At 69.9% G+C, this 23,622-nt stretch carries 18 protein-coding genes and 1 tRNA gene; 8 read left to right on the forward strand and 11 right to left on the reverse strand.

Translation table 11 applies throughout. The annotated features are described in order from the left end of the window. Nucleotide 1: 1 nt before the first annotated feature. Both AC068B_RS39735 and AC068B_RS39740 read left to right on the forward strand, forming a co-directional pair. Nucleotides 2–826, forward strand: coding sequence for an ABC transporter ATP-binding protein (locus tag AC068B_RS39735; RefSeq protein WP_478676334.1), 825 nt, complete (start codon nt 2–4; stop codon nt 824–826). After that, nucleotides 823–1,539, forward strand: a complete 717-nt coding sequence (locus AC068B_RS39740) for an ABC transporter ATP-binding protein (RefSeq protein ID WP_055566306.1) — start codon at nt 823–825, stop codon at nt 1,537–1,539. Before AC068B_RS39735 ends, AC068B_RS39740 begins: the two co-directional genes overlap by 4 nt. Nucleotides 1,540–1,628: 89 nt before the next feature. Here AC068B_RS39740 and AC068B_RS39745 read toward each other — a convergent pair whose 3' ends face one another. After that, nucleotides 1,629–2,285 (reverse strand): ANTAR domain-containing response regulator, encoded by a 657-nt coding sequence (locus AC068B_RS39745; RefSeq protein ID WP_306333976.1) that lies wholly within the window; start codon nt 2,283–2,285, stop codon nt 1,629–1,631. Between the two features lie 102 nt (nt 2,286–2,387). Between AC068B_RS39745 and AC068B_RS39750 the strand changes: the two genes are divergently transcribed. Next, nucleotides 2,388–2,462 (forward strand) — tRNA-Leu (locus AC068B_RS39750). 106 nt (nt 2,463–2,568) lie between these two features. Then, on the forward strand, nt 2,569–3,231 hold the full coding sequence (locus tag AC068B_RS39755; protein ID WP_478676335.1) for a hypothetical protein: 663 nt from the start codon (nt 2,569–2,571) through the stop codon (nt 3,229–3,231). A 13-nt stretch (nt 3,232–3,244) separates the two neighbouring features. Here the strand turns inward: AC068B_RS39755 and pyk are convergent, their stop codons facing one another. Next, nucleotides 3,245–4,681 carry a pyruvate kinase gene (gene pyk, locus AC068B_RS39760; protein WP_478676336.1) on the reverse strand — a complete coding sequence of 479 codons (1,437 nt, stop codon included), beginning with the start codon at nt 4,679–4,681 and terminating at the stop codon, nt 3,245–3,247. Between the two features lie 153 nt (nt 4,682–4,834). Beyond that, nucleotides 4,835–5,569: an SIMPL domain-containing protein gene (locus AC068B_RS39765; protein WP_478676337.1), complete on the reverse strand. Its 735-nt coding sequence runs from the start codon at nt 5,567–5,569 to the stop codon at nt 4,835–4,837. 142 nt (nt 5,570–5,711) lie between these two features. Here AC068B_RS39765 and AC068B_RS39770 point away from each other — a divergent pair, with 142 nt between their 5' ends. Next, nucleotides 5,712–7,517: a bifunctional metallophosphatase/5'-nucleotidase gene (locus AC068B_RS39770; protein WP_478676338.1), complete on the forward strand. Its 1,806-nt coding sequence runs from the start codon at nt 5,712–5,714 to the stop codon at nt 7,515–7,517. An 11-nt stretch (nt 7,518–7,528) separates the two neighbouring features. On the opposite strand, the gene AC068B_RS39775 is transcribed toward AC068B_RS39770, so the two are convergent. Further along, nucleotides 7,529–8,719 (reverse strand): GDSL-type esterase/lipase family protein, encoded by a 1,191-nt coding sequence (locus tag AC068B_RS39775; protein WP_478676339.1) that lies wholly within the window; start codon nt 8,717–8,719, stop codon nt 7,529–7,531. 104 nt (nt 8,720–8,823) lie between these two features. Here AC068B_RS39775 and AC068B_RS39780 point away from each other — a divergent pair, with 104 nt between their 5' ends. Then, a complete protein-coding gene (locus AC068B_RS39780; RefSeq protein ID WP_478676340.1) occupies nt 8,824–9,216 on the forward strand; it encodes a hypothetical protein in 393 nt (130 codons plus the stop codon). On the opposite strand, the gene AC068B_RS39785 is transcribed toward AC068B_RS39780, so the two are convergent. The 5 genes from AC068B_RS39785 to AC068B_RS39805 form a co-directional block, all read right to left on the reverse strand. Further along, the gene (locus AC068B_RS39785; protein ID WP_478676341.1) at nt 9,206–10,645 is read right to left on the reverse strand and encodes a lysine N(6)-hydroxylase/L-ornithine N(5)-oxygenase family protein; all 1,440 of its coding nucleotides are present in this window, start codon (nt 10,643–10,645) and stop codon (nt 9,206–9,208) included. The genes AC068B_RS39780 and AC068B_RS39785 overlap by 11 nt on opposite strands. Beyond that, nucleotides 10,642–12,093, reverse strand: coding sequence for a pyridoxal phosphate-dependent decarboxylase family protein (locus AC068B_RS39790; RefSeq protein ID WP_478676342.1), 1,452 nt, complete (start codon nt 12,091–12,093; stop codon nt 10,642–10,644). Before AC068B_RS39790 ends, AC068B_RS39785 begins: the two co-directional genes overlap by 4 nt. Before the next feature lie 246 nt (nt 12,094–12,339). Then, nucleotides 12,340–14,874: an aminopeptidase N gene (gene pepN / locus AC068B_RS39795; protein ID WP_478676343.1), complete on the reverse strand. Its 2,535-nt coding sequence runs from the start codon at nt 14,872–14,874 to the stop codon at nt 12,340–12,342. Between the two features lie 92 nt (nt 14,875–14,966). After that, a complete protein-coding gene (locus AC068B_RS39800) occupies nt 14,967–15,371 on the reverse strand; it encodes a chorismate mutase (protein ID WP_478676344.1) in 405 nt (134 codons plus the stop codon). 11 nt (nt 15,372–15,382) lie between these two features. Next, entirely contained in the window at nt 15,383–16,291 is a 909-nt protein-coding gene (locus AC068B_RS39805) for an AraC family transcriptional regulator (RefSeq protein ID WP_478676345.1), read from the reverse strand. Between the two features lie 141 nt (nt 16,292–16,432). Here AC068B_RS39805 and AC068B_RS39810 point away from each other — a divergent pair, with 141 nt between their 5' ends. Then, nucleotides 16,433–18,178 (forward strand): glycoside hydrolase family 35 protein, encoded by a 1,746-nt coding sequence (locus AC068B_RS39810; RefSeq protein ID WP_478676346.1) that lies wholly within the window; start codon nt 16,433–16,435, stop codon nt 18,176–18,178. Between the two features lie 63 nt (nt 18,179–18,241). Here the strand turns inward: AC068B_RS39810 and AC068B_RS39815 are convergent, their stop codons facing one another. Both AC068B_RS39815 and AC068B_RS39820 read right to left on the reverse strand, forming a co-directional pair. Further along, the gene (locus AC068B_RS39815; RefSeq protein ID WP_478676347.1) at nt 18,242–21,358 is read right to left on the reverse strand and encodes an endo-alpha-N-acetylgalactosaminidase family protein; all 3,117 of its coding nucleotides are present in this window, start codon (nt 21,356–21,358) and stop codon (nt 18,242–18,244) included. 200 nt (nt 21,359–21,558) lie between these two features. Continuing rightward, on the reverse strand, nt 21,559–22,356 hold the full coding sequence (locus AC068B_RS39820) for a S1 family peptidase (protein ID WP_478676348.1): 798 nt from the start codon (nt 22,354–22,356) through the stop codon (nt 21,559–21,561). Nucleotides 22,357–22,594: 238 nt separating this feature from the next. Here AC068B_RS39820 and AC068B_RS39825 point away from each other — a divergent pair, with 238 nt between their 5' ends. Further along, entirely contained in the window at nt 22,595–23,533 is a 939-nt protein-coding gene (locus tag AC068B_RS39825; RefSeq protein ID WP_478676349.1) for a zinc ribbon domain-containing protein, read from the forward strand. Nucleotides 23,534–23,622 lie beyond the last annotated feature (89 nt).

A 23,622-nucleotide genomic window follows, 5' to 3' on the forward strand; every position in this document is an offset into this window, starting at 1 on the left:
CATGACCACCGACACGACCAAAGAGGACCGCACCCCCGCCACCCCGGCAGGCGAGAACGTCCTCGACGCCCGCGGCGTCACCATGCGCTTCGGCGGCCTCACCGCCGTCCGCTCCGTCGACCTCACCGTCAACAGCGGCGAAATCGTCGGCCTCATCGGCCCCAACGGCGCAGGCAAGACCACCTTCTTCAACTGCCTCACCGGCCTCTACATCCCCACCGAGGGCGAGGTCCGCTACAAAGGCAACATCCTGCCCGCCAAGTCCTTCAAGGTCACCGCGGCAGGCATCGCCCGCACCTTCCAGAACATCCGCCTCTTCGCCAACATGACGGTCCTGGAGAACGTCCTCGTCGGCCGCCACACCCGCACCAAGGAAGGCCTCTGGTCCGCCCTCCTGCGCGGCCCCGGCTTCCACCGCGCGGAAGCCGCCTCCAAGGCCCGCGCCATGGAACTCCTCGAATTCGTCGGCCTCGCCGAGAAGGCGGACCACCTCTCGCGCAACCTCCCCTACGGAGAACAGCGCAAGCTCGAAATCGCCCGCGCCCTCGCCAGCGAACCCGGCCTGCTCCTCCTCGACGAGCCCACCGCCGGCATGAACCCCCAGGAAACCCGCGCCACCGAAGAACTCGTCTTCGCCATCCGCGACATGGGCATCGCCGTCCTCGTCATCGAGCACGACATGCGCTTCATCTTCAACCTCTGCGACCGCGTCGCCGTCCTCGTCCAGGGCGAAAAACTCGTCGAAGGATCCAGCGAGACAGTTCAACAGGACGACCGCGTCATCGCCGCATACCTCGGCGAGCCCTTCGAGGAGAACAAATCATGACCGCACTCCTTGAGGTCGAGGACCTCCGCGTCGCCTACGGCAAGATCGAAGCCGTCAAAGGCATCTCCTTCAAAGTCGACGCAGGCGAAGTCGTCACCCTGATCGGCACCAACGGCGCGGGCAAGACCACGACACTCCGCACCCTCTCGGGGCTCCTCAAGCCGGTCGGCGGATCCATCAAATTCAACGGAAAACCGATCCGCAAATACCGCGCCGACCAAATCGTCGCGCAAGGCCTCGCCCACTCCCCCGAAGGCCGCCACATCTTCCCCCGCATGACCATCGAGAACAACCTCCGCCTCGGCGCCTACCTCCGCTCCGACAAAGCAGGCATCGAAAAGGACATCCAACGCGCCTACGAACTCTTCCCCATCCTCGGAGAACGGAAGAAACAGGCCGCGGGCACTCTCTCGGGCGGCGAACAACAAATGCTCGCCATGGGCCGCGCCCTCATGTCCCAGCCCAAACTCCTCATGCTCGACGAGCCCTCCATGGGCCTCTCGCCGATCATGATGCAGAAGATCATGGCGACGATCTCCGAGCTCAAGGCCAACGGCACGACGATCCTCCTCGTCGAACAGAACGCCCAGGCCGCGCTCTCCCTCGCCGACCACGGCCACGTCATGGAAGTCGGCAAGATCGTCCTCTCCGGCACAGGTGGGGACCTCCTGCACGACGAGTCGGTGCGCAAGGCGTACCTGGGCGAGGACTAGGCGCCGCTCGCCCTACCCGCACACACGACGAGGCCCGCACCCCATACCGGGAGTGCGGGCCTCGTCGTACGTCTGTCTCTACTGGGCGCTCAGCCCTTCGACGCCTTCTTCTCCTCGGCGTCCTCGATGACCGCCTCCGCGACCTGCTGCATCGACAGACGCCGGTCCATCGACGTCTTCTGGATCCACCGGAACGCGGCGGGCTCCGTCAGGCCGTACTCCGTCTGCAGGATCGACTTAGCCCGGTCCACGAGCTTCCGCGTCTCCAGACGCAGCGAAAGGTCCGCGACCTCCTGCTCCAGCGCCTTCAGCTCCGTGAAGCGGGACACGGCCATCTCGATCGCCGGGACCACGTCCGTCTTGCTGAACGGCTTCACGAGGTACGCCATCGCACCGGCGTCCCGCGCGCGCTCGACGAGGTCGCGCTGCGAGAACGCGGTCAGCATGAGCACGGGGGCGATGGACTCCTCGGCGATCTTCTCGGCCGCGGAGATCCCGTCCATGACGGGCATCTTCACGTCCAGGATCACCAGATCCGGCTTGTGCTCACGGGCCAGCTCGACGGCCTTCTCACCGTCACCGGCCTCACCGACGACGCTGTAGCCCTCTTCCTCGAGCATCTCCTTGAGGTCGAGCCGGATCAGGGCCTCGTCCTCGGCGATGACGACACGGGTCGTCAGCGGAGGAACGTGCGACTTGTCGTCGTCCGACGCGTCGGTGGGCTGGGGCGACTCGGGGGCGGTCACGGGGGCTCCTCGTTGCGGGCCGGTCAGGTACTGCTCCCCAGAGCCTACCTAGCTGCGGTAAGGTGGTGGCGCGAGGGGGCTAGACTACCCTTCCTTTCGAAGGCCCCAGTACTCCAACTGGTTAGAGAGGCCGCTCTCAAACAGCGGACAGTGTGGGTTCGAATCCCACCTGGGGCACTTTTCCTTCATTTCCAAGGTCACCATTTATAAGCGGATGTTCCCGTTCCCGTGAACATCCGCTTTTTGCTGCGCGCCGAAGTCCGAAGCCCCGCACAGTGAGCCCATGTACGACATGGGCACACGCAAGCGGGCACGGAACGGCTGCGCCCGACCTTGCCCACGGTGTCATGACACTCCAGGCGAGCCGGACGAGCCCGCCGCCTACGCGTACCTCCTGGGCCTGTACCTCGGCGACGGCTGCATCAGCCCTCACCGGCGCGGTGTCCACTCCTTGCGCATCGCTTGCGCGGACGCCTGGCCGGGCCTCATCGACGCCTGCGCGGACGCCATCCGGGCGGTACGCCCCGACAACAAGGTGTGCCGAGTGCGGAGTCAGGGGTGCCAGTACGTCACCTCGTGGAGCAAGCACTGGCCCTGCCTCTTCCCCCAGCACGGCCCCGGCAAGAAGCACGAGCGGGAGATCGCCCTGGCCCCCTGGCAACAGGAGATCGTCGACGCCCACCCGTGGGAGTTCATCCGCGGGCTCATCCACTCCGACGGCTGTCGCACCACGAACTGGACGACCCGCCTCATCGCCGGGGAAATGAAGCGCTACGAATACCCCCGCTACTTCTTCACCAACCGGTCCGCGGACATCATCCGCCTCTTCACCGACACCCTCGACAGGGTCGGAGTCGACTGGAAGGTGGCGAACAGCCGGAACATCTCCGTCGCCCGCAAAGCCTCCGTCGCCCTCATGGATCTCCACGTGGGCCCGAAGCACTGACCGCCCCGGCCCGCTACTTCGGGCTGTCGTCCTCGCCGATGTGGTGGATGCGGACCAGGTTCGTGGAGCCGGGGACTCCGGGCGGGGAGCCTGCCGTGATGACGACCGTGTCGCCCTTCTGGCAGCGGCCGATCTTGAGGAGGAGCTCGTCGACCTGGTCGACCATCGCGTCGGTGGAGTCGACGTGCGGGCCGAGCAGGGTTTCCACGCCCCACGTGAGGTTCAACTGCGCGCGCGTCGCCTTGTCGGGGGTGAAGGCGAGGAGCGGGATGGGTGAGCGGTAACGGGAGAGGCGGCGGACCGTGTCGCCGGACTGGGTGAAGGCGACGAGGAACTTGGCGCCGAGGAAGTCGCCCATTTCCGCGGCCGCGCGGGCGACCGCGCCGCCCTGGGTGCGGGGCTTGTTGCGTTCCGTCAGCGGGGGCAGGCCCTTGGCGAGGATGTCCTCTTCCGCCGCTTCGACGATGCGGCTCATCGTCCTGACGGTCTCGATGGGGTATTTGCCGACGCTGGTCTCGCCGGAGAGCATCACCGCGTCGGTGCCGTCGATGACGGCGTTGGCGACGTCGGACGCCTCGGCGCGCGTGGGGCGGGAGTTGTCGATCATCGAGTCGAGCATCTGCGTGGCGACGATGACCGGCTTCGCGTTGCGCTTGGCGAGTTTGATGGCGCGCTTCTGGACGATCGGGACTTGTTCCAGGGGCATTTCGACGCCGAGGTCGCCGCGGGCGACCATGATGCCGTCGAATGCGGCGACGATGTCCTCGATGTTGTCGACGGCCTGGGGCTTTTCGACCTTGGCGATGACGGGGAGGCGGTGGCCTTCTTCGTCCATGATGCCGTGGACGTCTTCGATGTCGCGTCCGCTGCGTACGAAGGAGAGGGCGATGACGTCGAATCCTGAACGCAGGGCCCAGCGGAGGTCTTCGCGGTCCTTTTCGGAGAGCGCGGGGACGGAGACGGCGACGCCGGGGAGGTTGAGGCCCTTGTGGTCGGAGACCATGCCGCCTTCGATGACGGTGGTCGTGACGCGGGGGCCGTCGACGGCGGTGACCTCGAGGGTCACCTTGCCGTCGTCGACGAGGATGTGTTCGCCGGTGGTGACGTCCTGGGCGAGGCCGTCGTAGGTGGTGCCGCAGATCTGGCGGTCGCCTTCGATGCCGTCTTCGACGGTGATGGTGAACTCGTCGCCGCGTTCGAGTAGTACGGGTCCTTCGCGGAAGCGGCCGAGGCGGATCTTCGGGCCTTGAAGGTCGGCGAGGATGCCGACGCTGCGGCCGGTCTCCTCGGAGGCCTTTCGCACGCGCTGGTAGCGCTCCTCGTGCTCGGCGTAGGTGCCGTGGCTGAGGTTGAAGCGGGCCACGTCCATTCCGGCTTCGACCAGTGCCTTGATCTGGTCGTACGAGTCGGTCGCGGGTCCCAGGGTGCAGACGATTTTTGCTCGGCGCATGGTTCGACCCTAGGCCTTACCCGTGGGTAGAGAATTGGCCGGGGGTGACTACTCAACAACCTTTGCATGAAGGGTTATTGACAAGTGTTGAATTGTGCGGGGCACCGCTCCGATGAGCGTTGCGGGGGTGTCTGGTGGGGGTGTTCGGGTGTTCTAGGACCGTAGGTCCGGTGGGGTCATGGTGAATCGGGCGTTGACGGTTGCGTAGACGTGCTGGCGTTGGGGTTCGAGGTCGAGGGGTGGGGCTTCCGTGAGGTCGGGGGCGCCTCCGTAGGAGACGGCGGAGCGCATGCCGCCGGCGAATCCTCCGTAGCCGGGGGCGGGGGCGTTCTCGGCGCCGAGGTCGGCGAGTTCGACGAGGGCGGCTAGGTCGGTGCCGAGTGCTTCGGCGTATTCGCGGGCGCGTTGGACGGCTTCGCGGACGGCTTGCTGGCGGGCCCGGCGGTGGATGGGCGAGTCGGAGCGCAGGGCCCACCAGGGGCCTTCGACGCGGGTGAGGTCGAGGTCGGCGAGGCGGGTGGTGAGTTCGCCGAGGGCGGTGAAGTCGGTGAGTTCGGCGGTGGTGTGGACGCGGCCGTGGTAGGCGCGGATGCGTTCGCCGCGGCCGTGTTTGGTGAGTTCGGGGCTGATGGAGAAGGCGCCGGTCTCGATTTTTTCGACGGCTTCGCCGTAGGTCTTGATGAGGTCGAGGACGAGGCTGTTGCGGCGGGTGAGGTCGTTGAGGGCGTCGCGTCGGTCGGTGCCGCGGGCGTGGACGGTGATGCCGATGCGGGCGATTTCGGGGTCGACTTCGAGGTGTGCTTCGCCGCGGACGGCGAGGCGGGGTGCGTCGGGGGTGCCGTAGGGCGTGGAGGCGGGGGCCTGGGTGGTGGCCGGGTCTGTGTCCATGGGGTCACTCTCGCATCGCGTGGACGTACCGGACAGTCACCGGATCGCAACCTGCGGGGTCTGTTGCGCGTGTGTGCGGCGGGGACAGAATCTACGCGCGTTAACCATGCATGTTTGACCTTGGCGACCGAGGAGTACAGAGATGCCGTTGAACCGCAGGAAGTTCCTGGGCACGTCCGCCGCCACCGGCGTGGGCGTGGCTGTCACGGGTGCGGCCGTCGCGCCGTCCGCCGCGTCCGCGCACGGCTCCGGGAAGCCGCGGCGCAAGCGTCGGTACTCGTTCACGGTGCTCGGCACGACGGATCTGCACGGCAATGTCTTCAACTGGGACTACTTCACGGACAAGGAGTTCGACGACAAGGACCACAACGACGTGGGCCTGGCGAAGATCTCGACGCTGGTGAACCGGATCCGCAAGGAGAAGGGCCGCGGGAACACGCTTCTGATCGACGCGGGCGACACGATTCAGGGCACGCAGTTGTCGTACTACTACGCGAAGGTCGATCCGATCACCGCGAAGCACGGTCCGGTGCATCCGATGGCGCAGGCGATGAACGCGATCGGGTACGACGCGGCGGCGCTCGGCAATCACGAGTTCAATTACGGCATTCCGGTGCTGCGGAAGTTCGAGGAGCAGTGTGATTTCCCGCTGCTTGGGGCGAACGCGCTGGATGCGAAGACGCAGAAGCCCGCTTTCCCGCCGTACTTCATGAAGCGCATGCGCACGCCGCACGGCCGTGATGTGAAGGTGGCGGTGCTTGGTCTGACGAATCCGGGGATCGCCATCTGGGACAAGGTGAACGTGCAGGGGAAGATGACGTTCCCGGGGCTTGAGGAGCAGGCGGCGAAGTGGGTGCCGAAGCTGCGGTCGATGGGTGCGGACGTCGTGATCGTGTCGGCGCACTCGGGTTCGAGCGGCACGTCGTCGTACGGTGATCAGCTGCCGTATGTGGAGAACGCGGCCGGTCTGGTGGCGGAGCAGGTGCCGGGTATCGACGCGATCCTGGTGGGGCATGCGCACACGGAGATTCCCGAGTACTTCGTGGAGAACAAGGCGACCGGCAAGAAGGTCGTCCTGTCGGAGCCGTTGAAGTGGGGGCAGCGGCTGACGCTGTTCGACTTCGATCTGGTGTGGTCGAAGGGCCGCTGGACGGTCGAGAAGGTCGGTGCGAAGGTCCTGAACTCGAAAACGGTCGAGGAGGACAAGAAGGTCACGCGGCTGCTTGCGGACGAGCACAAGAAGGTCGTGACGTACGTGAACCAGGTGATCGGTTCGTCGACGGCGGCGATGAGCACGGCCGAGGGCCCGGTCAAGGATGTCGCGATCATCGATCTGATCAATCTGGTGCAGCAGGAGACGGTTGCGGCGGCGCTGAAGGGCGGCGCGTATGCGGCGCTTCCGGTGTTGTCGCAGGCTTCGTGTTTCTCGCGCACGGCGCAGATTCCCGCGGGTGATGTGACGATCAGGGATGCGGCGGGTCTGTATCCGTTCGAGAACACGCTGGAGGCGCGGCTGCTCACGGGTGCGCAGTTGAAGGAGTATCTGGAGTTCTCGGCGCGGTATTACGTGCGGACGCCCGCGGGTGGTCCGGTGGACCCGGCGAAGCTGACGAACGCCGAGAACATTCCGGACTACAACTATGACGCGGTGAGCGGTCTGACGTACGAGATCGATATCGCGAAGCCGGTGGGGTCGCGGATCGTGAAGTTGTCCTTCGAGGGCAAGGCGCTCGATCCGAAGGCGGAGTTCGTGTTCGCGGTGAACAACTATCGGGCGAGTGGTGGCGGGAACTTCCCGCACATCGCGGGTGCCAAGCAGTTGTGGGCGAATTCGGAGGAGATCCGGAACACGATCATTGGTTGGGTGAAGGCGAAGGGGACGGTGGACCCGGGGCAGTTCGCGTCGGTGGACTGGAAGCTGACCCGGGACGGCACGCCCGTCTTCTAGTTCCTCGGGTTCTAGATCTTGAGGGTGGCGAGGTCGACGCTGTCGGCGAGGGCCTGGGCTCCGGCGTCGTTGACGTGCAGGCCGTCGCCGCTGTCGTAGTCGTCGTGGATCCGGTCGGGGTCGGCCGGGTCCGCGACGGCGGCGGCGAAGTCGGCGTAGAAGTCGAAGGGACTGTCGGCGCCGCGGATCCAGTCGTTGACCTCGCGGGCGACGGCGATGCCTTCGGGGGTGGAGTAGCCCTCGTAGACCGTGTCCTTGTAGGGGCCGACGGTGGTGGCGGTGGCGGTGAGCCCGGCCGCGTGGATGCGGTCGGCGAGGGTGGTGAGGCCCGTGATGAGGTCGGCCGCGGTGGGGATGGGGGCGGGCTCGGGGTAGGCCTCCTGGCCGGGTATGCCGAGGTCGTTGAGGCCGAAGTGGATGAGTACGTGGGTGACGCCGGGTATGTCCAGGGCGTCGCGTTCCAGTCGGGCCAGGGCGTGTTCGCCGACCTCGTCGGTGAGCAGGCGGTTGGCGGAGAGGCCTTGGTTCACCACCCAGCCGGTGCTTCCGGCGTCGCGCAGGCGGTTGTTGAGCAGGTCGGGGAAGCGCCGGTCGGTGTCGTTCGTGGTGCCGGTGCCTTCGAACCAGGAGTCGCCGAAGGCGACGGCGATGCGGGTGCCGGTGGGGGCGAGGACGTCGGCGCCGCTGATGAAGTGGCGGGTGGCGAGCTCTTCAGCGGCGTCGGTGCCTGCGGTGCCGTCGAGGGTGGGTGCGGTGAGGGCGTTGCCGGGGACGGCGTAGCCGGTGCGCAGGGGGACGACGGAGTAGGTGGAGAGGCCGGTGTCGTCGGGCAGCCAGAGGGTGAGGGCGAGTTCGTCGTCTGCGGCGAAGGCGCGTTCGACGGGGTCGCTGATGGCTTCCTCGCCCGCCGGGACGGTGAAGTCCTCGGCGCCGCCGAAGCGGAGCGGGGTGTCGCTGCCGGATTCGATGCCGCTTCCTTCGGTGCGCCTGGCGAGGCGGGCGCCGCCGATGTGGAGGGGGTCCTTGCCGTAGCGGTTGCTGAGGCGGATGCGCAGGGCGCTGCCGCCGCCGTCGAGGCGGATGATCTGGCGGAGGGTCTGTCCGGCGAAGCCGCGGAGTTCGACGAGGTCGATGGATTCGTGGGGGCTGACGACGGCGGAGCGGAAGGCTGCGGTCCAGGAGGCCGTGGAGTCTGTGGTCATGGTGGTCCGAACCGGTTCGGGGTGCTTGGTATTTCGGGGATCGGCCCTTTTCGTGAAGGAATATTCGGAGGCGTCGGGGCGCTTGGGGCCGGACAATTCAGGTCATGAATGAGGAACTTGCTGCGGCTCTGGACCCGGTGCTCCGTGATCTGAGGGCCACGTGTGCGGTGCGTCCGGTGGTGCGTGAGGAGCGGGACGACACGATCGGGGAGCTGGTCATGCTGTATGAGCCGGACGGGTCGGGTGCGGGGCTCGTCCCGCGTTTCGGCGGGAGTGCGGCGGAGCGGACGGCGGACTTCGCGGATCAGGCGCAGGACTGGGCGGTCGAGGCGCTGTGTGCGGTGTTGAAGCCCGCCGTGTGGCCGGAGTGTCCGGAGCACCCCGACTCCCATCCGTTGGCGGCCGGGGTGGTGCGGGGCGTCGCGGTGTGGTCGTGCCCGCGGTCGCGCCGGGTGGCGGCGCCGGTCGGGGAGCTCGGGGGTCCTGTCACGTCTTGAGGCGTACGAGGTTTCCGCGTTGTTCGCCGATGCGTCCCGCGGTGCCGGGGTGCCGGTCGGGGGTCTGGAGGCCGAAGCTGGTGAAGGCGGTGCGCTGCGGCAGGGGGTAGGGGTCGCGGCCGGTGAGGGAGTTGAGGATGGTGGCGCTGCGCCAGGCGGCGAGGCCGAGGTCGGGGGCGCCGACGCCGTGGGTGTGGCGTTCGGCGTTCTGTACGTAGACGGAGCCGGTGACGGAGGGGTCGAGGACGAGGCGGTACTGGTCGTCGATGCGGGGGCGGGCTGAGGAGTCCTTGCGGATGTAGGGGTCGAGGCCGGCGAGGAGTTGGTCGAGGGGGCGCTCGCGGTAGCCGGTGGCGAGGACGACGGCGTCGGTGGTGAGGCGGGAGCGGGTGCCTTGTTGGAGGTGTTCGAGGTGGAGTTCGACGCGGGTGGTGGCGACGCGGCCCGCGGTGCGCACGGAGACGCCGGGGGTGAGGACGGCGTCGGGCCAGCCGCCGTGCAGGGTGCGGCGGTAGAGCTCGTCGTGGATGGCGGTGATGGTGTCGGCGTCGATGCCTTTGTGGAGCTGCCACTGGTGGGGGACGAGGCCGTCGCGGACGGCTTCGGGCAGGGCGTGGAAGTAGCGGGTGTAGTCGGGGGTGAAGTGTTCGAGGCCGAGCTTGGAGTACTCCATGGGGGCGAAGGCTTCGGTGCGGGCGAGCCAGTGGATCTTTTCGCGTCCGGTGGGGCGGGCGCGGAGCAGGTCGAGGAAGATTTCGGCGCCGGACTGTCCTGAGCCGATGACGGTGATGTGGTCGGCGGCGAGCAGGAGTTCGCGGTGGTCGAGGTAGTCGGCGGAGTGGATGACGGGGACGGTGGGGGCTTCGGCGAGGGGTTTGAGGGGTTCGGGGACGTAGGGGGCGGTGCCGATGCCGAGGGCGATGTTCTTGGTGTAGGTGCGGCCGAGTGCTTCGGCTTCGCCGTCGGTGTCGAGTTGGGTGAAGTCGACTTCGAACAGGTCGCGTTCGGGGTTCCAGCGGACGGCGTCGATCTGGTGTCCGAAGTGGAGTGCGGGGAGGTTCTCGCTGACCCAGCGGCAGTAGGCGTCGTATTCGGCGCGCTGGATGTGGAAGCGCTCGGCGAAGTAGAAGGGGAAGAGGCGCTCGCGGGTCTTGAGGTAGTTGAGGAAGGACCAGGGGCTCGCGGGGTCGGCGAGGGTCACCAGGTCGGCGAGGAAGGGGACTTGGAGGGCGGCGCCGTCGATGAGGAGTCCGGGGTGCCAGTGGAAGCCGGGGCGCTGTTCGTAGAAGGCGGTGTCGAGTTCGCCGAGGGGGTGGGCGAGGGCGGCGAGGGAGAGGTTGAACGGGCCGATGCCGATGCCGACCAGGTCGCGGGGGTCTTCGGGTGTGGTGGGCGGCCGGGGGGCGGGGTGGTCGGGTGTGCCGGTCATCGGGGGTCGGTTCCTTCCGTGTGGTCGGCGGCGGCCGCGGTGGCCTCGGTGGTGGGTGCCGCGGCGGTCTCTTCGACGAGTTTGAGGAGCGCGGCGAGGTCGCCGGGCCGGGTGTGCGGGTTGAGGAGGGTGGCCTTGAGCCATCGGCGGCCGTCGAGGTGGGCGCGGCCGAGGACGGCGGTGCCTTCGGTGAGCAGTCGTCTGCGGACGTGGGCGATGTGGTGGTCGGTGGCGCCCGCGGGGCGGAAGAGGACGGTGCTGATGGCGGGGGTGTCGTAGAGCTCGAAGGCGGGGTGGGCGTCGATGAGGTCGGCGAACTCGTGTGCCTGGTCGCAGACTTGGTCGACGAGGTGGCCGAGTCCGGTGCGGCCGAGGGCTTTCAGGGTGACGGCGATCTTGAGTACGTCGGGGCGGCGGGTGGTGCGCAGGGAGCGGCCGAGGAGGTCGGGCAGTCCGGCGTCGGTGTCGTCGTCGGCGTTGAGGTAGTCGGCGCGGTGGTTCAGGGCGTGCAGGTCGTGGGGGTCGCGGACGGCGATGAGGCCTGCGGCGGCGGGCTGCCAGCCGAGTTTGTGGAGGTCGAGGGCGACGGTGTCGGCGCGGTCGATGCCGTGCAGCTGCGCCTTGCGGGTGTCGCTGAAGAGGAGCCCTCCGCCGTAGGCGGCGTCGATGTGGAGGCGGGCGCCGTGGGCGGCGCACAGGTCGGCGATGTCGTCGAGGGGGTCGATGAGGCCCGCGTCGGTGGTGCCCGCGGTGGCGGCGACGAGGAACGTGCCAGGGGGGCCGCCGAGTTCGGTGAGGGCTTCGTCGAGCGCCGCGGGGTCGAGGGTGCCTGCGGGGGCGGGCACGATGACGGGTTCGGGGAGTCCGAGGAGCCAGGCGGCGCGGGTGAGGGAGTGGTGGGCGTTGGCTCCGGCGAGGAGGCGTACGGGGCCGCGGGTGGCGGGGGCTTCGCGGGCGAGGAGCAGGGCGAGCTGGTTGGCCTCGGTGCCGCCGGTGGTGATGAGGGCGTCGCCGCCGTCGTGGATCTCGGCGGCGAGGGCGCGGGTGACGAGTGCTTCGAGTGCGGTCGCTGCGGGCGCCTGGTCCCAGGAGTCCATGGAGGGGTTGAGGGCGGACGCGGCGAGGTCGGCGACGGTGGCGACGGCGAGCGGCGGGCAGTGCAGGTGGGCTGCGCAGAGCGGTTCCGCGGGGTCGGCGGCGCCTTCGGTGAGGGCGTGGACGAGGGTGCGGAGCGCTGTTTCGGGTCCTGTGCCGTGGTCGGGGAGGACGGGGTGGGCCGCGGCGTGGATGCGTTCGGCGACGGCTTCGGGGCCGCCAGCGGGGAGGGGCCCGCGGCGGGCGGTGGCCCCTTCGCGGAGTGCGTCGAGCGCGACGGCGAGCAACGGCCGCAGCGCATCGGCTCCTTGGGTGCCTCCGGCGAGGGGCGGCGGGGTGCGCGGGGTACTCATGCTGCTGTCCTTCGGGTGCGCGCGTACAGGGGCACCAGCCTGTACGCCGCGTGGGCGGTTCGCCCGATTTCCCCGGCGAAGGGAACCCGAAAGTGGTACTGCCGTGCGGAGAAAACGTGTTGGGGGTGCGCGGGGTGCTAGGGGGTTACGGGCGGCCGTGGCCGTGTTCTCGATCGGGGAAGCCGGGGGGGTAAGCGCTGCGGCTCACGCCCCGCCCCCCGGCCCCAGCCGGTCACCCCGCGCCCGTCAGCGCCCCTCCCCGCTCCCCCGAACCCTCAACGCCCTTGCCAGGTCGTCGAGTTGGTCGACGAGCTTGCGGCGCAGGGCCGGTGTGGGATCGGCGTCGCGCAGGCACCGTTCGCCGAGGCTGAGCGTCTCGGCGTCCACGAGGGCGGCGGGGAAGGCGTACCGTCCGGCGGCCTCGGCCATGGCGGGTCCGCGGCGTCCTGCGAGGGCGACGGCGTCCTCGTAGTAGCGGGGGACGTACTCCCGGACGAGGTCGGCCTGTTCGGGCTGCCAGAAGCCCTGCGCGGTGGCGGTGAAGAGGTAGTTGGAGAGGTCGTCGGAGCCGAACATGGCGTCCCACGCGGCCCGCTTGGCGGCGGCGTCGGGCAGTGCGGCGCGGCAGCGTGCGGCGCCTTCCTGTCCGGTGGCGCTCGGGTCCCGTGCCAGTTCCGCGGCGATGGCGGCCTCGTCGGCGGCGTCCAGGACGGCGAGCCTGGCGAGGATGCGCCAGCGCAGCTCGGGGTCGAGTTCGGGGCCGCCGGGGACGGTGCCTTCGCCGAGCCAGTCCTGGAGGGGCGCCGCCTGGGTGGCGACGTCGATGAAGCCGCGGACGGCGGTGAGGCGCAGGCCGGGGTTCGAGCCGTCCTCGGTGCGGCGGATCAGGTCGCGGCAGAGCTCGCCGAGGAGGGCGAGGGCGGCGGGCCGCTGTTCGGGGGTGGTGAAGCGGTCGGCGATGTGGAGGGTGGCGAAGGTGAGGACGCCCTGGACGATGGCGAGGTCGGTCTCCTCGGGGAGGTGGGCGCGGGCGGTCTCCAGGTAGGCGGCGCCTTCGAGCTCGCCGTCGCGGACCATGTCGCGCAGGCTGTTCCACAGGACGGCGCGGGTGAGGGCGTCGGGGACGCCGGAGAGGACGCGCAGGGCGGTCTCCTGGGACACGTCGTCGAGGCGGATCTTGGCGTAGGTGAGGTCCCCGTCGTTGGGGACGATCAGGGCGGGGCGGCCGCCGTCGCGTGCGGTGTCGGCGCCGGTGGCGGGGACGTCCGTCTCGAAGCGTTCGCGCAGGACGAGGGCGCCGTCGCCGGAGAGGTCGCGGTCGTAGACGCCGACGGCGATGCGGTGGGGGCGGCCGTCGTCCTTTCCGGGTCCGCCGTCGCGGTCGACGGCGAGCGTCCAGGTACGTCCGTTGTGGGTGACGGCCGAGGTGAGGGTGTCGACGCCGGTGGTGCGCAGCCAGGCTTCGGCCCAGGCGTGGACGTCGCGGTCGGTGGCGTGGGCGAGGGAGTCGATGAAGTCGGCGAGGGTGGCGTTGCCGAACTTGTGGCGGGCGAAGTGGGTGTTGATGCCCGCGAGGAAGTCCTTCTCGCCGAGCCAGGCGACGAGCTGGCGCAGGGCGCTGGCTCCCTTGGCGTACGAGATGCCGTCGAAGTTGAGCATCGCGGACGCGGTGTCGGGCACGGCGTCGGGGTCGGGGGCGACGGGGTGGGTGGAGGGGCGCTGGTCGGCGTCGTATCCCCAGGACTTGCGGGCGATGCCGAAGTCGGTCCAGGGGTCGGTGAAGCGGGTGGCTTCGGCGGTGGTCTGGAAGCCCATGTACTCGGCGAAGGACTCGTTGAGCCAGATGTCGTCCCACCAGCGGAGGGTGACGAGGTCGCCGAACCACATGTGGGCCATTTCGTGGGCGATGACCATGGCGCGGGTCTGGCGCTCGGTGTCGGTGACGGCGGAGCGGTAGATGAACTCGTCGCGGAAGGTGACGAGTCCGGGGTTCTCCATGGCGCCCGCGTTGAATTCGGGGACGAACGCCTGGTCGTAGGAGTCGAAGGGGTAGGGCTCCTCGAACTTCTCGTGGTAGCGGTCGTAGCAGGCGCGGGTGGTGTCGAGGATCTCCTCGGCGTCGGCGTCCATGAAGGGGCCGAGTGAGCGTCGGCAGTGGATGCCGAAGGGCAGGCCGCGGTGTTCGGTGCGGACCGAGTGCCAGGGGCCTGCGGCGACGGCGACGAGGTAGGTGGAGATGAGGGGGGTGGGGGCGGCCCGCCAGGTGCCGTCGCCGAGGTGTTCGGTGACGCCGTTGGCGAGGACGGTCCAGTCCTTCGGGGCGGTGACGGTCAGCTCGAAGACGGCCTTCAGGTCGGGCTGGTCGAAGGCGGCGAAGACGCGCTGTACGTCTTCCATGAAGAGCTGGGTGTAGGTGTACGTCTCGCCGTCGGTGGGGTCGGTGAAGCGGTGCATGCCTTCGCCGGTGCGGGAGTAGCGCATCGCGGCGTCGACCACGAGTACGTGTTCGCCTGCGGTGAGTGCGTCGAGGGCGAGACGGTTGTCGACGAGTGCGGAGGGGTCCAGAGGTTGCCCGTCGAGGGTGACGGTGCGCAGCTCGGCGGGCTTCAGCTCGACGAATGTGGCGCCTTCGGTGCGGGCGCTGAAGCGGATGACGGTCCGGGAGCCGAAGGTGTCACGGGCGGCGTCGGCCGCCCGGTTCAGATCGAGCTCGACCGTGTACCGGTGGACGTCGATGAGCTGGGCTCGGGTCTGCGCTTCGTCGCGCGTCAGTACGGGCATGGGCCCATGCTGCCCGATGGTGCGGGCAGGGGTGTAGGGCTGTCCCCCTCGGGCCTGCACCGCCCAGCGCATCGCCTGCGGCGCTCACTGCTTCACGCAGGGAGGTTTCCGTCGATGGTCAGGGGCTGCTCGGCGATCTGCTCGTGGTGCCTGATCACTTCGGCGATGATGAAGTTGAGGAGCTTTTCCGCGAAGGCCGGGTCGAGTTTGGCGCTTTCGGCGAGCTCGCGGAGGCGGGCGATCTGGCGGGACTCGCGGGTCGGGTCGGCGGGCGGCAGCTGGTGCTGGGCCTTGAGGTGGCCGACCTGCTGGGTGCACTTGAAGCGCTCGGCGAGCATGTGGACGACGGCGGCGTCGATGTTGTCGATGCTGTCGCGCAGGCGGGACAGCTCGGCGCGGACGGCCTCGTCCGTCGCCGCGGAGGGGCTCGTGCCCGCGCTCGCGGCGCCGCTCGTGCCGTTCACGCTGTTGTCGTCACTGGTGTGGCTGGTGGTCATGGTCCACGAGCCTACGTGGCGGGTCCGGAGCCGCCACCGGCGGAAGAGCGCAAAACGGGTGGGTGCTCGGGGTCGGGTATCTGGTGCGACCAGCCGCCGGGTACGGCCCTTCCCTGTTGGTCGCGGAAGCGTACGGGGGCCATGCCGACCCGGCGGGTGAAAAGGCGTGAAAAGTACGCCGGGTCGTCGTATCCCACGCGTCGGGCGACGGCGGCGACGGGCAGTTCGGTGGCGGCGAGGAGTTCCTTGGCGCGGCCGAGGCGGATGCCGAGGAGGTAGTCCTTGGGGCTGCATCCGGCGCCGCGGCGCACGGCGGTGCGCAGTTCCGCGGGGGTCATGCCGTGCCGGGCGGCGTGCTCGGCGACGGACAGCGGCTGGAAGGCGTCGCGGGCCAGGGCTTGCAGGACGGGGTCGCCGTCGGGGGCGATGTCGGCGCGGGCGCGGCGCAGCGCGACGAGGAGTTCGTGGACGGCGGCGCCGGTCTCCACCTCCAGGAGGGGGTTGCCGCGGCGGGCCGCGCGGGCGATGCGGGCGACGACGGCGCGGGCGCCCGCGGCGTCGGAGAGCGGCACGACGGGCCGGGTGGGTTCGATGTAGCCGAGTTCGGTGTACGTGGCGGTGGCGGGCCCGGTGAAGTCGACGAAGCACTCGTCCCAGCCGGTGTCGGGGTCGGGTCCGTAGTGGTGGCGTGTGCCGGGGGTGAGCCAGATCAGGGCGGGCGCGGTCACGGTGGTGCGGCGTCCGTCGGGGCCGCGGAACCAGCCGCCGCCGGAGCTGACGACGACGGCGACGTGGTGGTCGAGGGTGCGCGGGCCCACGGTCGGCAGGATGCCGTGCTGCAGGCCGACGCCGAGGCAGGCGAGGCCGAGCTTGTGGTGGGCCGGGCTGGGGGTGAAATACCGCATCCATGTGTGGTACATCCGCGTATGTCCTTTCCTGGATGCGTTCAGTTCCGCGCCGCGTCCCGTTCCCTCGCTGCGTCCAACCGGACCCGATCTTTGTCCATGGACCCTGCCGCCCGCCAGAGGTGATCGTGGGCGAGACGTGAGCGAGAGGACGCGATGAACGGGTTCAGGGTCGGCGAGGACGATTTCGAGGTGGCCGGGCGGCCGGTGCGGCTGCTCTCCGGTGCGCTGCACTATTTCCGGGTGCACGAGGCGCAGTGGGGGCACCGGCTGGCGATGCTGCGGGCGATGGGGCTCAACTGTGTGGAGACGTACGTCCCGTGGAACCTGCACGAGCCGCGCCCGGGCACGTACCGCGACGTCGAGGCACTCGGCCGGTTCCTGGACGCGGCGCACGAGGCGGGCCTGTGGGCGATCGTGCGGCCGGGCCCCTACATCTGCGCGGAGTGGGAGAACGGCGGGCTGCCGCACTGGCTGACGGGTGCGGTGGGGGCGCGGGCGCGGACGCGCGACGAGGAGTACCTGGGGCATGTGAGCCGCTGGTTCCGTCGGCTCCTGCCGCAGGTCGTGGCGCGCCAGCAGCAGCTCGGCGGGCCGGTGATCATGGTGCAGGTCGAGAACGAGTACGGCAGTTACGGCTCGGACCAGGTGTACCTGCGCAGGCTGGCGGACCTGCTGCGTGCGGAGGGCGTGGAGGTGCCGCTGTTCACCTCGGACGGGCCCGAGGACCACATGCTGACCGGGGGCTCGATCCCCGGCGTCCTGGCGACGGCCAACTTCGGTTCGGGGGCCCGTGCGGGCTTCGGCACGCTGCGCAGGCACCGCCCCAAGGGCCCGCTGATGTGCATGGAGTTCTGGTGCGGCTGGTTCGACCACTGGGGTACGGAGCACGTCGTGCGGGACGCCGAGGACGCCGCGGCGGCGCTGCGCGAGATCCTGGAGTGCGGGGCGTCGGTGAACCTGTACATGGCGCACGGCGGCACGAACTTCGCGGGCTGGGCGGGGGCCAACCGGGGCGGCGGCTCGCTGCACGACGGGGAGCTGCAGCCGGACGTCACGTCGTACGACTACGACGCGCCCGTCGACGAGTTCGGCCGGGCCACGCCCAAGTTCTGGGCGTTCAGGAAGATCCTCGCGCGGTACGCGTCCGCTCCCCTGCCCGAGCCGCCCCCGCCGCTGCCGTCCCTGGAGGAGCCCGCGTCGGCGGAACTGACGGACTGGTCCCCGCTGGACGCGGTCCTTGACGCGTTGGGCGGCCCGGAGTCGGAGCACGCGGTGCCGCCCACGTTCGAGGAGCTCGACGTGGACCGCGGTCTGGTGCGGTACGCGGTGACGGTGCCGGGTCCGCGTGAGCCGTATCCGCTGAGCGTGCGGGGGCTGCGGGACCGGGCGGTGGTGTACGTCGACGGGGAGCGGGCCGGTGTCCTGACGGAGGGCACGCCGACCCTGCTGGCCCCCGTGGCCGGGCACGCGCGCGTGGAGCTGTGGGTGGAGTCGCTTGGGCGGGTCAACTACGGTCCGCGGACGGGTGAGTGCAAGGGGATCACCGGGGGGATCCTGCACGAGCGGCAGTATCTGCACGGGGTGCGGGCGAGCGCGCTGCGGCTGGACGCGTTCGACGTGCCGTCGGCGGTGCGGGCGGTTCCCTCGGCGGGCCCCGGGGCGGGGCGTCCGGGTCTGTACCGGGGCACGGTCGAGGTCGCCGCCCCCGGCGACGCCTCCCTGGAGCTGCCCGGCTGGACGCGCGGCTTCGTGTGGGTGAACGGCTTCAACCTGGGCCGCTACTGGTCGGCGGGCCCGCAGACGACGCTGTACGTGCCCGGTCCGGTGCTGCGGGCCGGGGCGAACGAGGTGTGGGTGCTCGAGCTGGAGGAGGGCGGGGAGCGGATCGCTCTTGCGTGAGGACGAGGACGACCGGGCACGCTCCCTTCTTGAGGGGGCGGGCCCGGTCGTGGGTGGGGGGAATCAGGCCTCTCGGACGTCGAACGCGTCGAGCACGAACTCCGCCTTGCCGTCGTCGCCGGTCTTGCGCAGGCCGACCCAGGCCTCGCCCTCGGCGGGGGCGGTGAACTCGTAGGTGAGGGTGGTGGGTCCGGTGGCGACCGGGAGCTCCTTGCGGTCGAGTTCGCGGGGTGCCGGTTCGTCGACGGCGGTGATCCAGGCGTACTGGCCCGCCTTCTCGTTCTCGTAGCGGAAGGAGACGCGGTAGCGCTTGCCCGGGGTGAAGCGGGCGGTGTGCTGCACGGTCCGGTAGACGAGGCCGGTGTTCTCGCCGCGGGACTTCAGGGAGTTCGATCCGTCGATGACGTCGTCGATCGTCTTGCCGTTCCAGCCGCGCTGGGTGAAGGGGGCGTGGCGCTGGGCGATGTGGGTGCGCGGGTCGGTGACGTCGCCCGCGTCGCCCTTCACGAAGGGGCCCCAGCCCTGCGGGACGTGTTCGAAGTCCTCGTGGACGAGGGTGGCGCGGGGCAGCTTGTCAGGGCGCGCGGTCGCGGCGATCCGTACGTTGTCGAAGCGCACGCGCGCCCGGCCCGCCTCGGCGCGCAGCGTCAGCTCGGCCGTGCCGCCGCCTTCGGGGACGGTGAAGTACGTGAACATGCGCTGGAAGCGGGTGCCGTGCTTGCGGTCGGCGGCGACGTAGTTGCCCGCGGTGGACGTCCGGGTGGAGTTGGTGGCGGTGATGCCGTCGGCGGTGCGCACCTCAAGGGCGGCCGTGCGGCTCTCCCCCGGCTTCTCGCCGACCTCGACCTGCACGGAAGCGACGTAGGTGCCTGCCTTGAGGCGGGCGAGGCGCTGGCCGACGGCTGCCGCGCCGCCCTCGCCGATGACGAGTTCGTGGTCGCCGAGGGTGCTGAGCTGCACGGCGGCGGGTCCGCTGACCTTCCAGCCGTCCAGGGAGCCGGAGTGGAAGCCCGGGTCGTGCAGCGGGGTGCCCTGGCCCCACTGCGGGTCGGGCAGGGCGGCGGCGCGCTCGCGGTAGAGGACGTAGGGCTGCTTCGGCTCCGCCTTGAGGGTGACCTTTCCGCTCGCTACGGAGACGTACGAATCGAAGACGCGCCCTTGGTCGGTGAGCCGGTAGAGCGCCACGCGGGAGCGGCGGGCCCACGCGCGGGGGAGCTGCCAGCTGCTGGTGCCGCCCGCCGGGTTGTAGTGGTAGAGCTTGGCGGGGTCGTGCGCCTTGCGGGGTTCCCAGGGGAGCAGGTAGCGGCCGTCTTCGTAGACGACGTTTCCGTCGGTGGTGATGCGGCGCTTGCCTGAGGCGTCGGAGACCGTCGTCGCGGCTCCGGACCGGGTGTCTCCGAAGAAGGCGATCTCGTGCTCGCCCCAGGTCTTGATGGGGTACGCCTGGAGGTACTTGGCGGGCAGCGAGTGCGTCCAGATCAGGTCGTAGAACGCGTGCCAGTCGGTCTTGCCGACCCAGCCCTCGAAGTTGCCCATGCGGGCGATGCCGAGGAGGGTGGGCCACTTGTCGGCGAAGACGTCCTTCTGGTGGTTGCGGACGAAGCGGATGAGGCGGGAGTTGATGCCTCGGGAGGTGTCGCCGCCGTAGTCGGGTTCGGTGGCCCAGTGGGACCAGATCGCGGAGCGCTCGAAGCCGTGGCCCCACTCCGTGGTGATCGTCCAGCCCTGTTCGCGGAAGGCCCGCTGGAGGCGGTCGGAGGTCCAGCCGGACTCGCGGAACACGTCGATGTAGAGGGTGTTGAGGCCCTTGTGGGTCTGGGCGCGCAGGTCGGCGAAGCGCTTGACGATGTCTCCGGAGACCAGGTCGCGGCGCTGGTCGATGCGGTAGCTCTGGTCGAGCCAGTCCCACTGCTCGTTCTTCTTGTCGACGAGCTTGTCGGAGAAGGCGTTCGCCACGGGGTACGACTCGGTGGTGTTGACGTGCACGCTGAAGTCGCTGTTCCACTTCTTGCCCTCGCGGACCAGTGCGTTGAGGTCGTCGAGGCCGCCAGCGCGGATGTTGTAGTTGTCCGCGTAGTCGGGGTGGGCGGAGTCGTGGCCCTCGGACTGGTAGCCCTTGAGGAGCGTGTACTGGCGCAGGCCGTCGGTGGCCAGGTGGATCCGCTTGACGTTGTCGAGCGTGGCGAGGAACGGGTTGGTGGCCTGCGAGGCGAAGTTGAAGGGGATGTGCGGGACGACCCGCAGGTGCTGCTCGTCGGCGCCGAGCGGGGTGACCATGATGTCCCGGAAGGCGATCGCGGCGTCCTGCCAGTCGACCTTGCCGTCGCCGTTGCGGTCGCCGGTGATCACGACGGTGGCGTACGGGAGGGGTTCGGTGGCGTCGACGGGGGCGGTCGCGGCGCGGTGCGTCCACTGGCCGGGGCTCAACCGGGCCTCTACGTAGTCGGCGTTCCCGGTGGGTCGCACCGTCTCGCGCCACAGGCGGCCGTTCTCCCAGGTGGTGCCCGCCTCCGAGGTGGGCTTGTCGTAGACCGTGTTCGTCTCGAAGGCGCCGCCGAGCCGGTCGTGCGCGACGACGGCGTACGCGCATCCGGTCGGCGCTTCCGCGGGGGTGTCCTTGGCGGGCCGGACGAGGGTGTCGCCGCTCTTGGCCTTGTCGAGCTGCACCTTGGCGGCGAGGAGGGCGGCGCCGGGCTGGTCGCTGCGCACGGCGAGCAGGGTGAGGCCGGGGATCCGCAGGGTGCCGACCCGCAGCGCGGCCGTGTCCGCGATCTTCGTGACGCGCCAGTGGACCTGCCTGCCCTCGACCGCGATCTCGACGTCGATCCGGGTGCCGCCCTCGAAGGCCAGCACGTACGCGGCGCGTGACCTGCCCGTCGTGACGGTGACCTGCGGGGTGTGCTCGGCCTCGTCGATGAGGACGGTGGTGACGGCGTCCGCGCGGCCGTGCAGCACGGCGCCGCTCGCGCGGTCGGTGTACGAGACGACGCTCGGGAAGGCGGTGGCGACGCGCACGTCCAGGTCGGCCGAGCGCAGGACCGCCTCGGCCGCGGGGCGCTTTCCGGCGGCGGGCGCGGCGAACGCGCTGCCGCCCGCACCGAGGGCGACGCCCATTCCGGCGATCGCGCCCGTCGCGACCACGGCTCTGCGGCTCGGTCCGGACGTGTCTGACGGCAGCATGGGAGCACCCCTCCATGGACGGAAATTCGTGCCGCTCACGATGCGCCGGGCGGGACGAACGCGCCCATGGACAAAGGAGGGGGAGGTGTTGGACTAACCGTCGGGCGGTGCCCCTGGGGGGCATCTTTTGGAGGACGCATGGCGAAGCGGGGCGCCCGCAAGTGCAGGCGCCCCGCCACAGAACGTCGGACGTCAGGCTCTCAGAGCTCCGCCGCCGCCTTCTCTATGTCGCCCGCGAAGGTCGACACCTCGGTGTAGACACCGGGGTACTTGGCCTGCGCGCAGCCGTTGCCCCAGCTGACGATGCCGACCTGGACGTACTCTCCGGCCTCGTCCTTGCGGAACATGGGGCCGCCGGAGTCGCCCTGGCAGGTGTCCGTGCCGCCCTCGTTGAGCTTGCCCGCGCAGAGCTCCTCGCCGGGCGTGAGGTCGGCGCCGTACGCGGCCTCGCAGTCGGCGTCGCTGACGAACGGGACCTTCGCCTTGAGGAGGTAGCGCTGCTGGTCGCCACCCTCCTTGTCGGCACCCCACCCAGCGATGTCGAACTCGCCCTCGTTGTACTTGGTGTCCTTGGCGATCTTCAGCGTGGGCTGGTCGATCGGCTTCTCGAGCTTGATGAGAGCCCAGTCCTTGCCCTTGCCGTTGTAGCCGGGGGCCTGCAGGACCTTGGTGGACTTCACCTTGATCGCGTCGGAGCTCTCCAGGTCCACGACGCCACCGGTGGCGGTGATGCCGGTGTTGTCACCGGAGCCGTCCACACAGTGGGCGGCGGTCAGCACGATGTCCTGGGCGTACAGAGCGCCGCCACAGCCCATCGACAGCCGGACCATGAACGGGAATTCGCCCTGCTCGGCGGGGGTGCCGCCGACGACGCGCTCGCTCGGGTCGGGGCCCGGGTGGGGAGCCGCCTGAGCGGCCACGGGCTGAAGGCTCACAGTGGCCAGAGCGATCACACCGAGGGTGGCGGCTCTCTTCACTCCACGCAGCTTGGTCTTCAACTGACTTCCCTTCGTGGGGGGTTCGTGGGGGTGGCGCATCCGGCTGGCATGAGCCCGCCAAAAGCGTTGTTGCGGATTATGGAGATCGGTGTCCGCTCAGGACAAGGGGCGGTTTCCAGCCACGGCGTGTCGCGCCGGTCCGGTCAGGGGGCGGTGACCGCCGTACAGTGGGGGCCGGTTGCGGTGTCCGGGCGGGGCGGGTCGCGGTGTCCGGTGGGCGGCGTCAGGAGGTGCGGACGTGACGGTCGGCGGCGGTCCAGTCGTGCACGGCTACCCCCATCTGGAGACGGTGCGCGCCGCCATCACGGCGCTCTACAAACGCCTCTCGTACGACACCGTGCACTCCTTCGAGACCAGCGTGCCCCCCGCGGACGTGGCCTTCAGCGACCAGGACGACCTGCATCTCGGCGCCCAGCGGGTGGCCCGCGAGATGGTGCGGCACCTGCACCTGCCCGACGCCCGGATGATCGTGGGCTTCCGCGAGATGCAGCATGCCGCGTCCGTCGAACTCGCCGCGGGGCCCGAGTACTTCATCGAGCTGAACGACCGCTTCCGGAGTCATCGCAGGGACATCGGCGCGGCCCTAGCCCACGAAGTCATGCACGTGTATCTGCACCGGCTCGACCTCTCGTTCCCCGGCACGCGCGACAACGAGATCCTGACCGATACCGCCACCACCTACCTCGGCGCGGGCTGGCTGCTGCTCGACGCCTACCGCGAGGACGGCGCCTCGTCGCAGAAATTCGGCTATCTGACCCCGGAGGAGTTCGGATACGTCCTAGCCAAGCGGGCGTTGGCGTTCGGCGAGTCGCCGGAGACGTGGTTCACCAGCGCGCAGGCCTACACGGCGTACACGAAGGGCCTCGCCCAGGCCCGCCGCGACGAGCAGCAGCCGCCGCTGACGGCCGCCGGGTGGGCGGGGCGGCGGCGGTACGCGAAGGACCGGCGGTACGCGCAGGAGCACGGGGCTGCGGCGCGGGGCGGGACGGCAGGGGCGAACGGAGGGGCCGGGGCGCCGGGTGCCGCGGGGGCGTACACCTTCTCCGGCGACGGCCTGGGCGCGCTGCGCGTGACGTTCCCCTGCCCCACCTGCCACCAGCGGATCCGGGTGCCCGCGCGGGGGCGGGTACGGGTGCGGTGCACGCTCTGCCGGACGGTGCTGGAGTGCGACACCTAGGTGTATTGACCCGCGGGGTTGTTGACGCGGGTGATGGGTGGGTGGCCGCCGAGTGCGGTGTGGCTGCGGTGGTGGTTGTAGGTGTGCAG

It is taken from the genome of Streptomyces sp. NPDC042371, assembly GCF_056437465.1.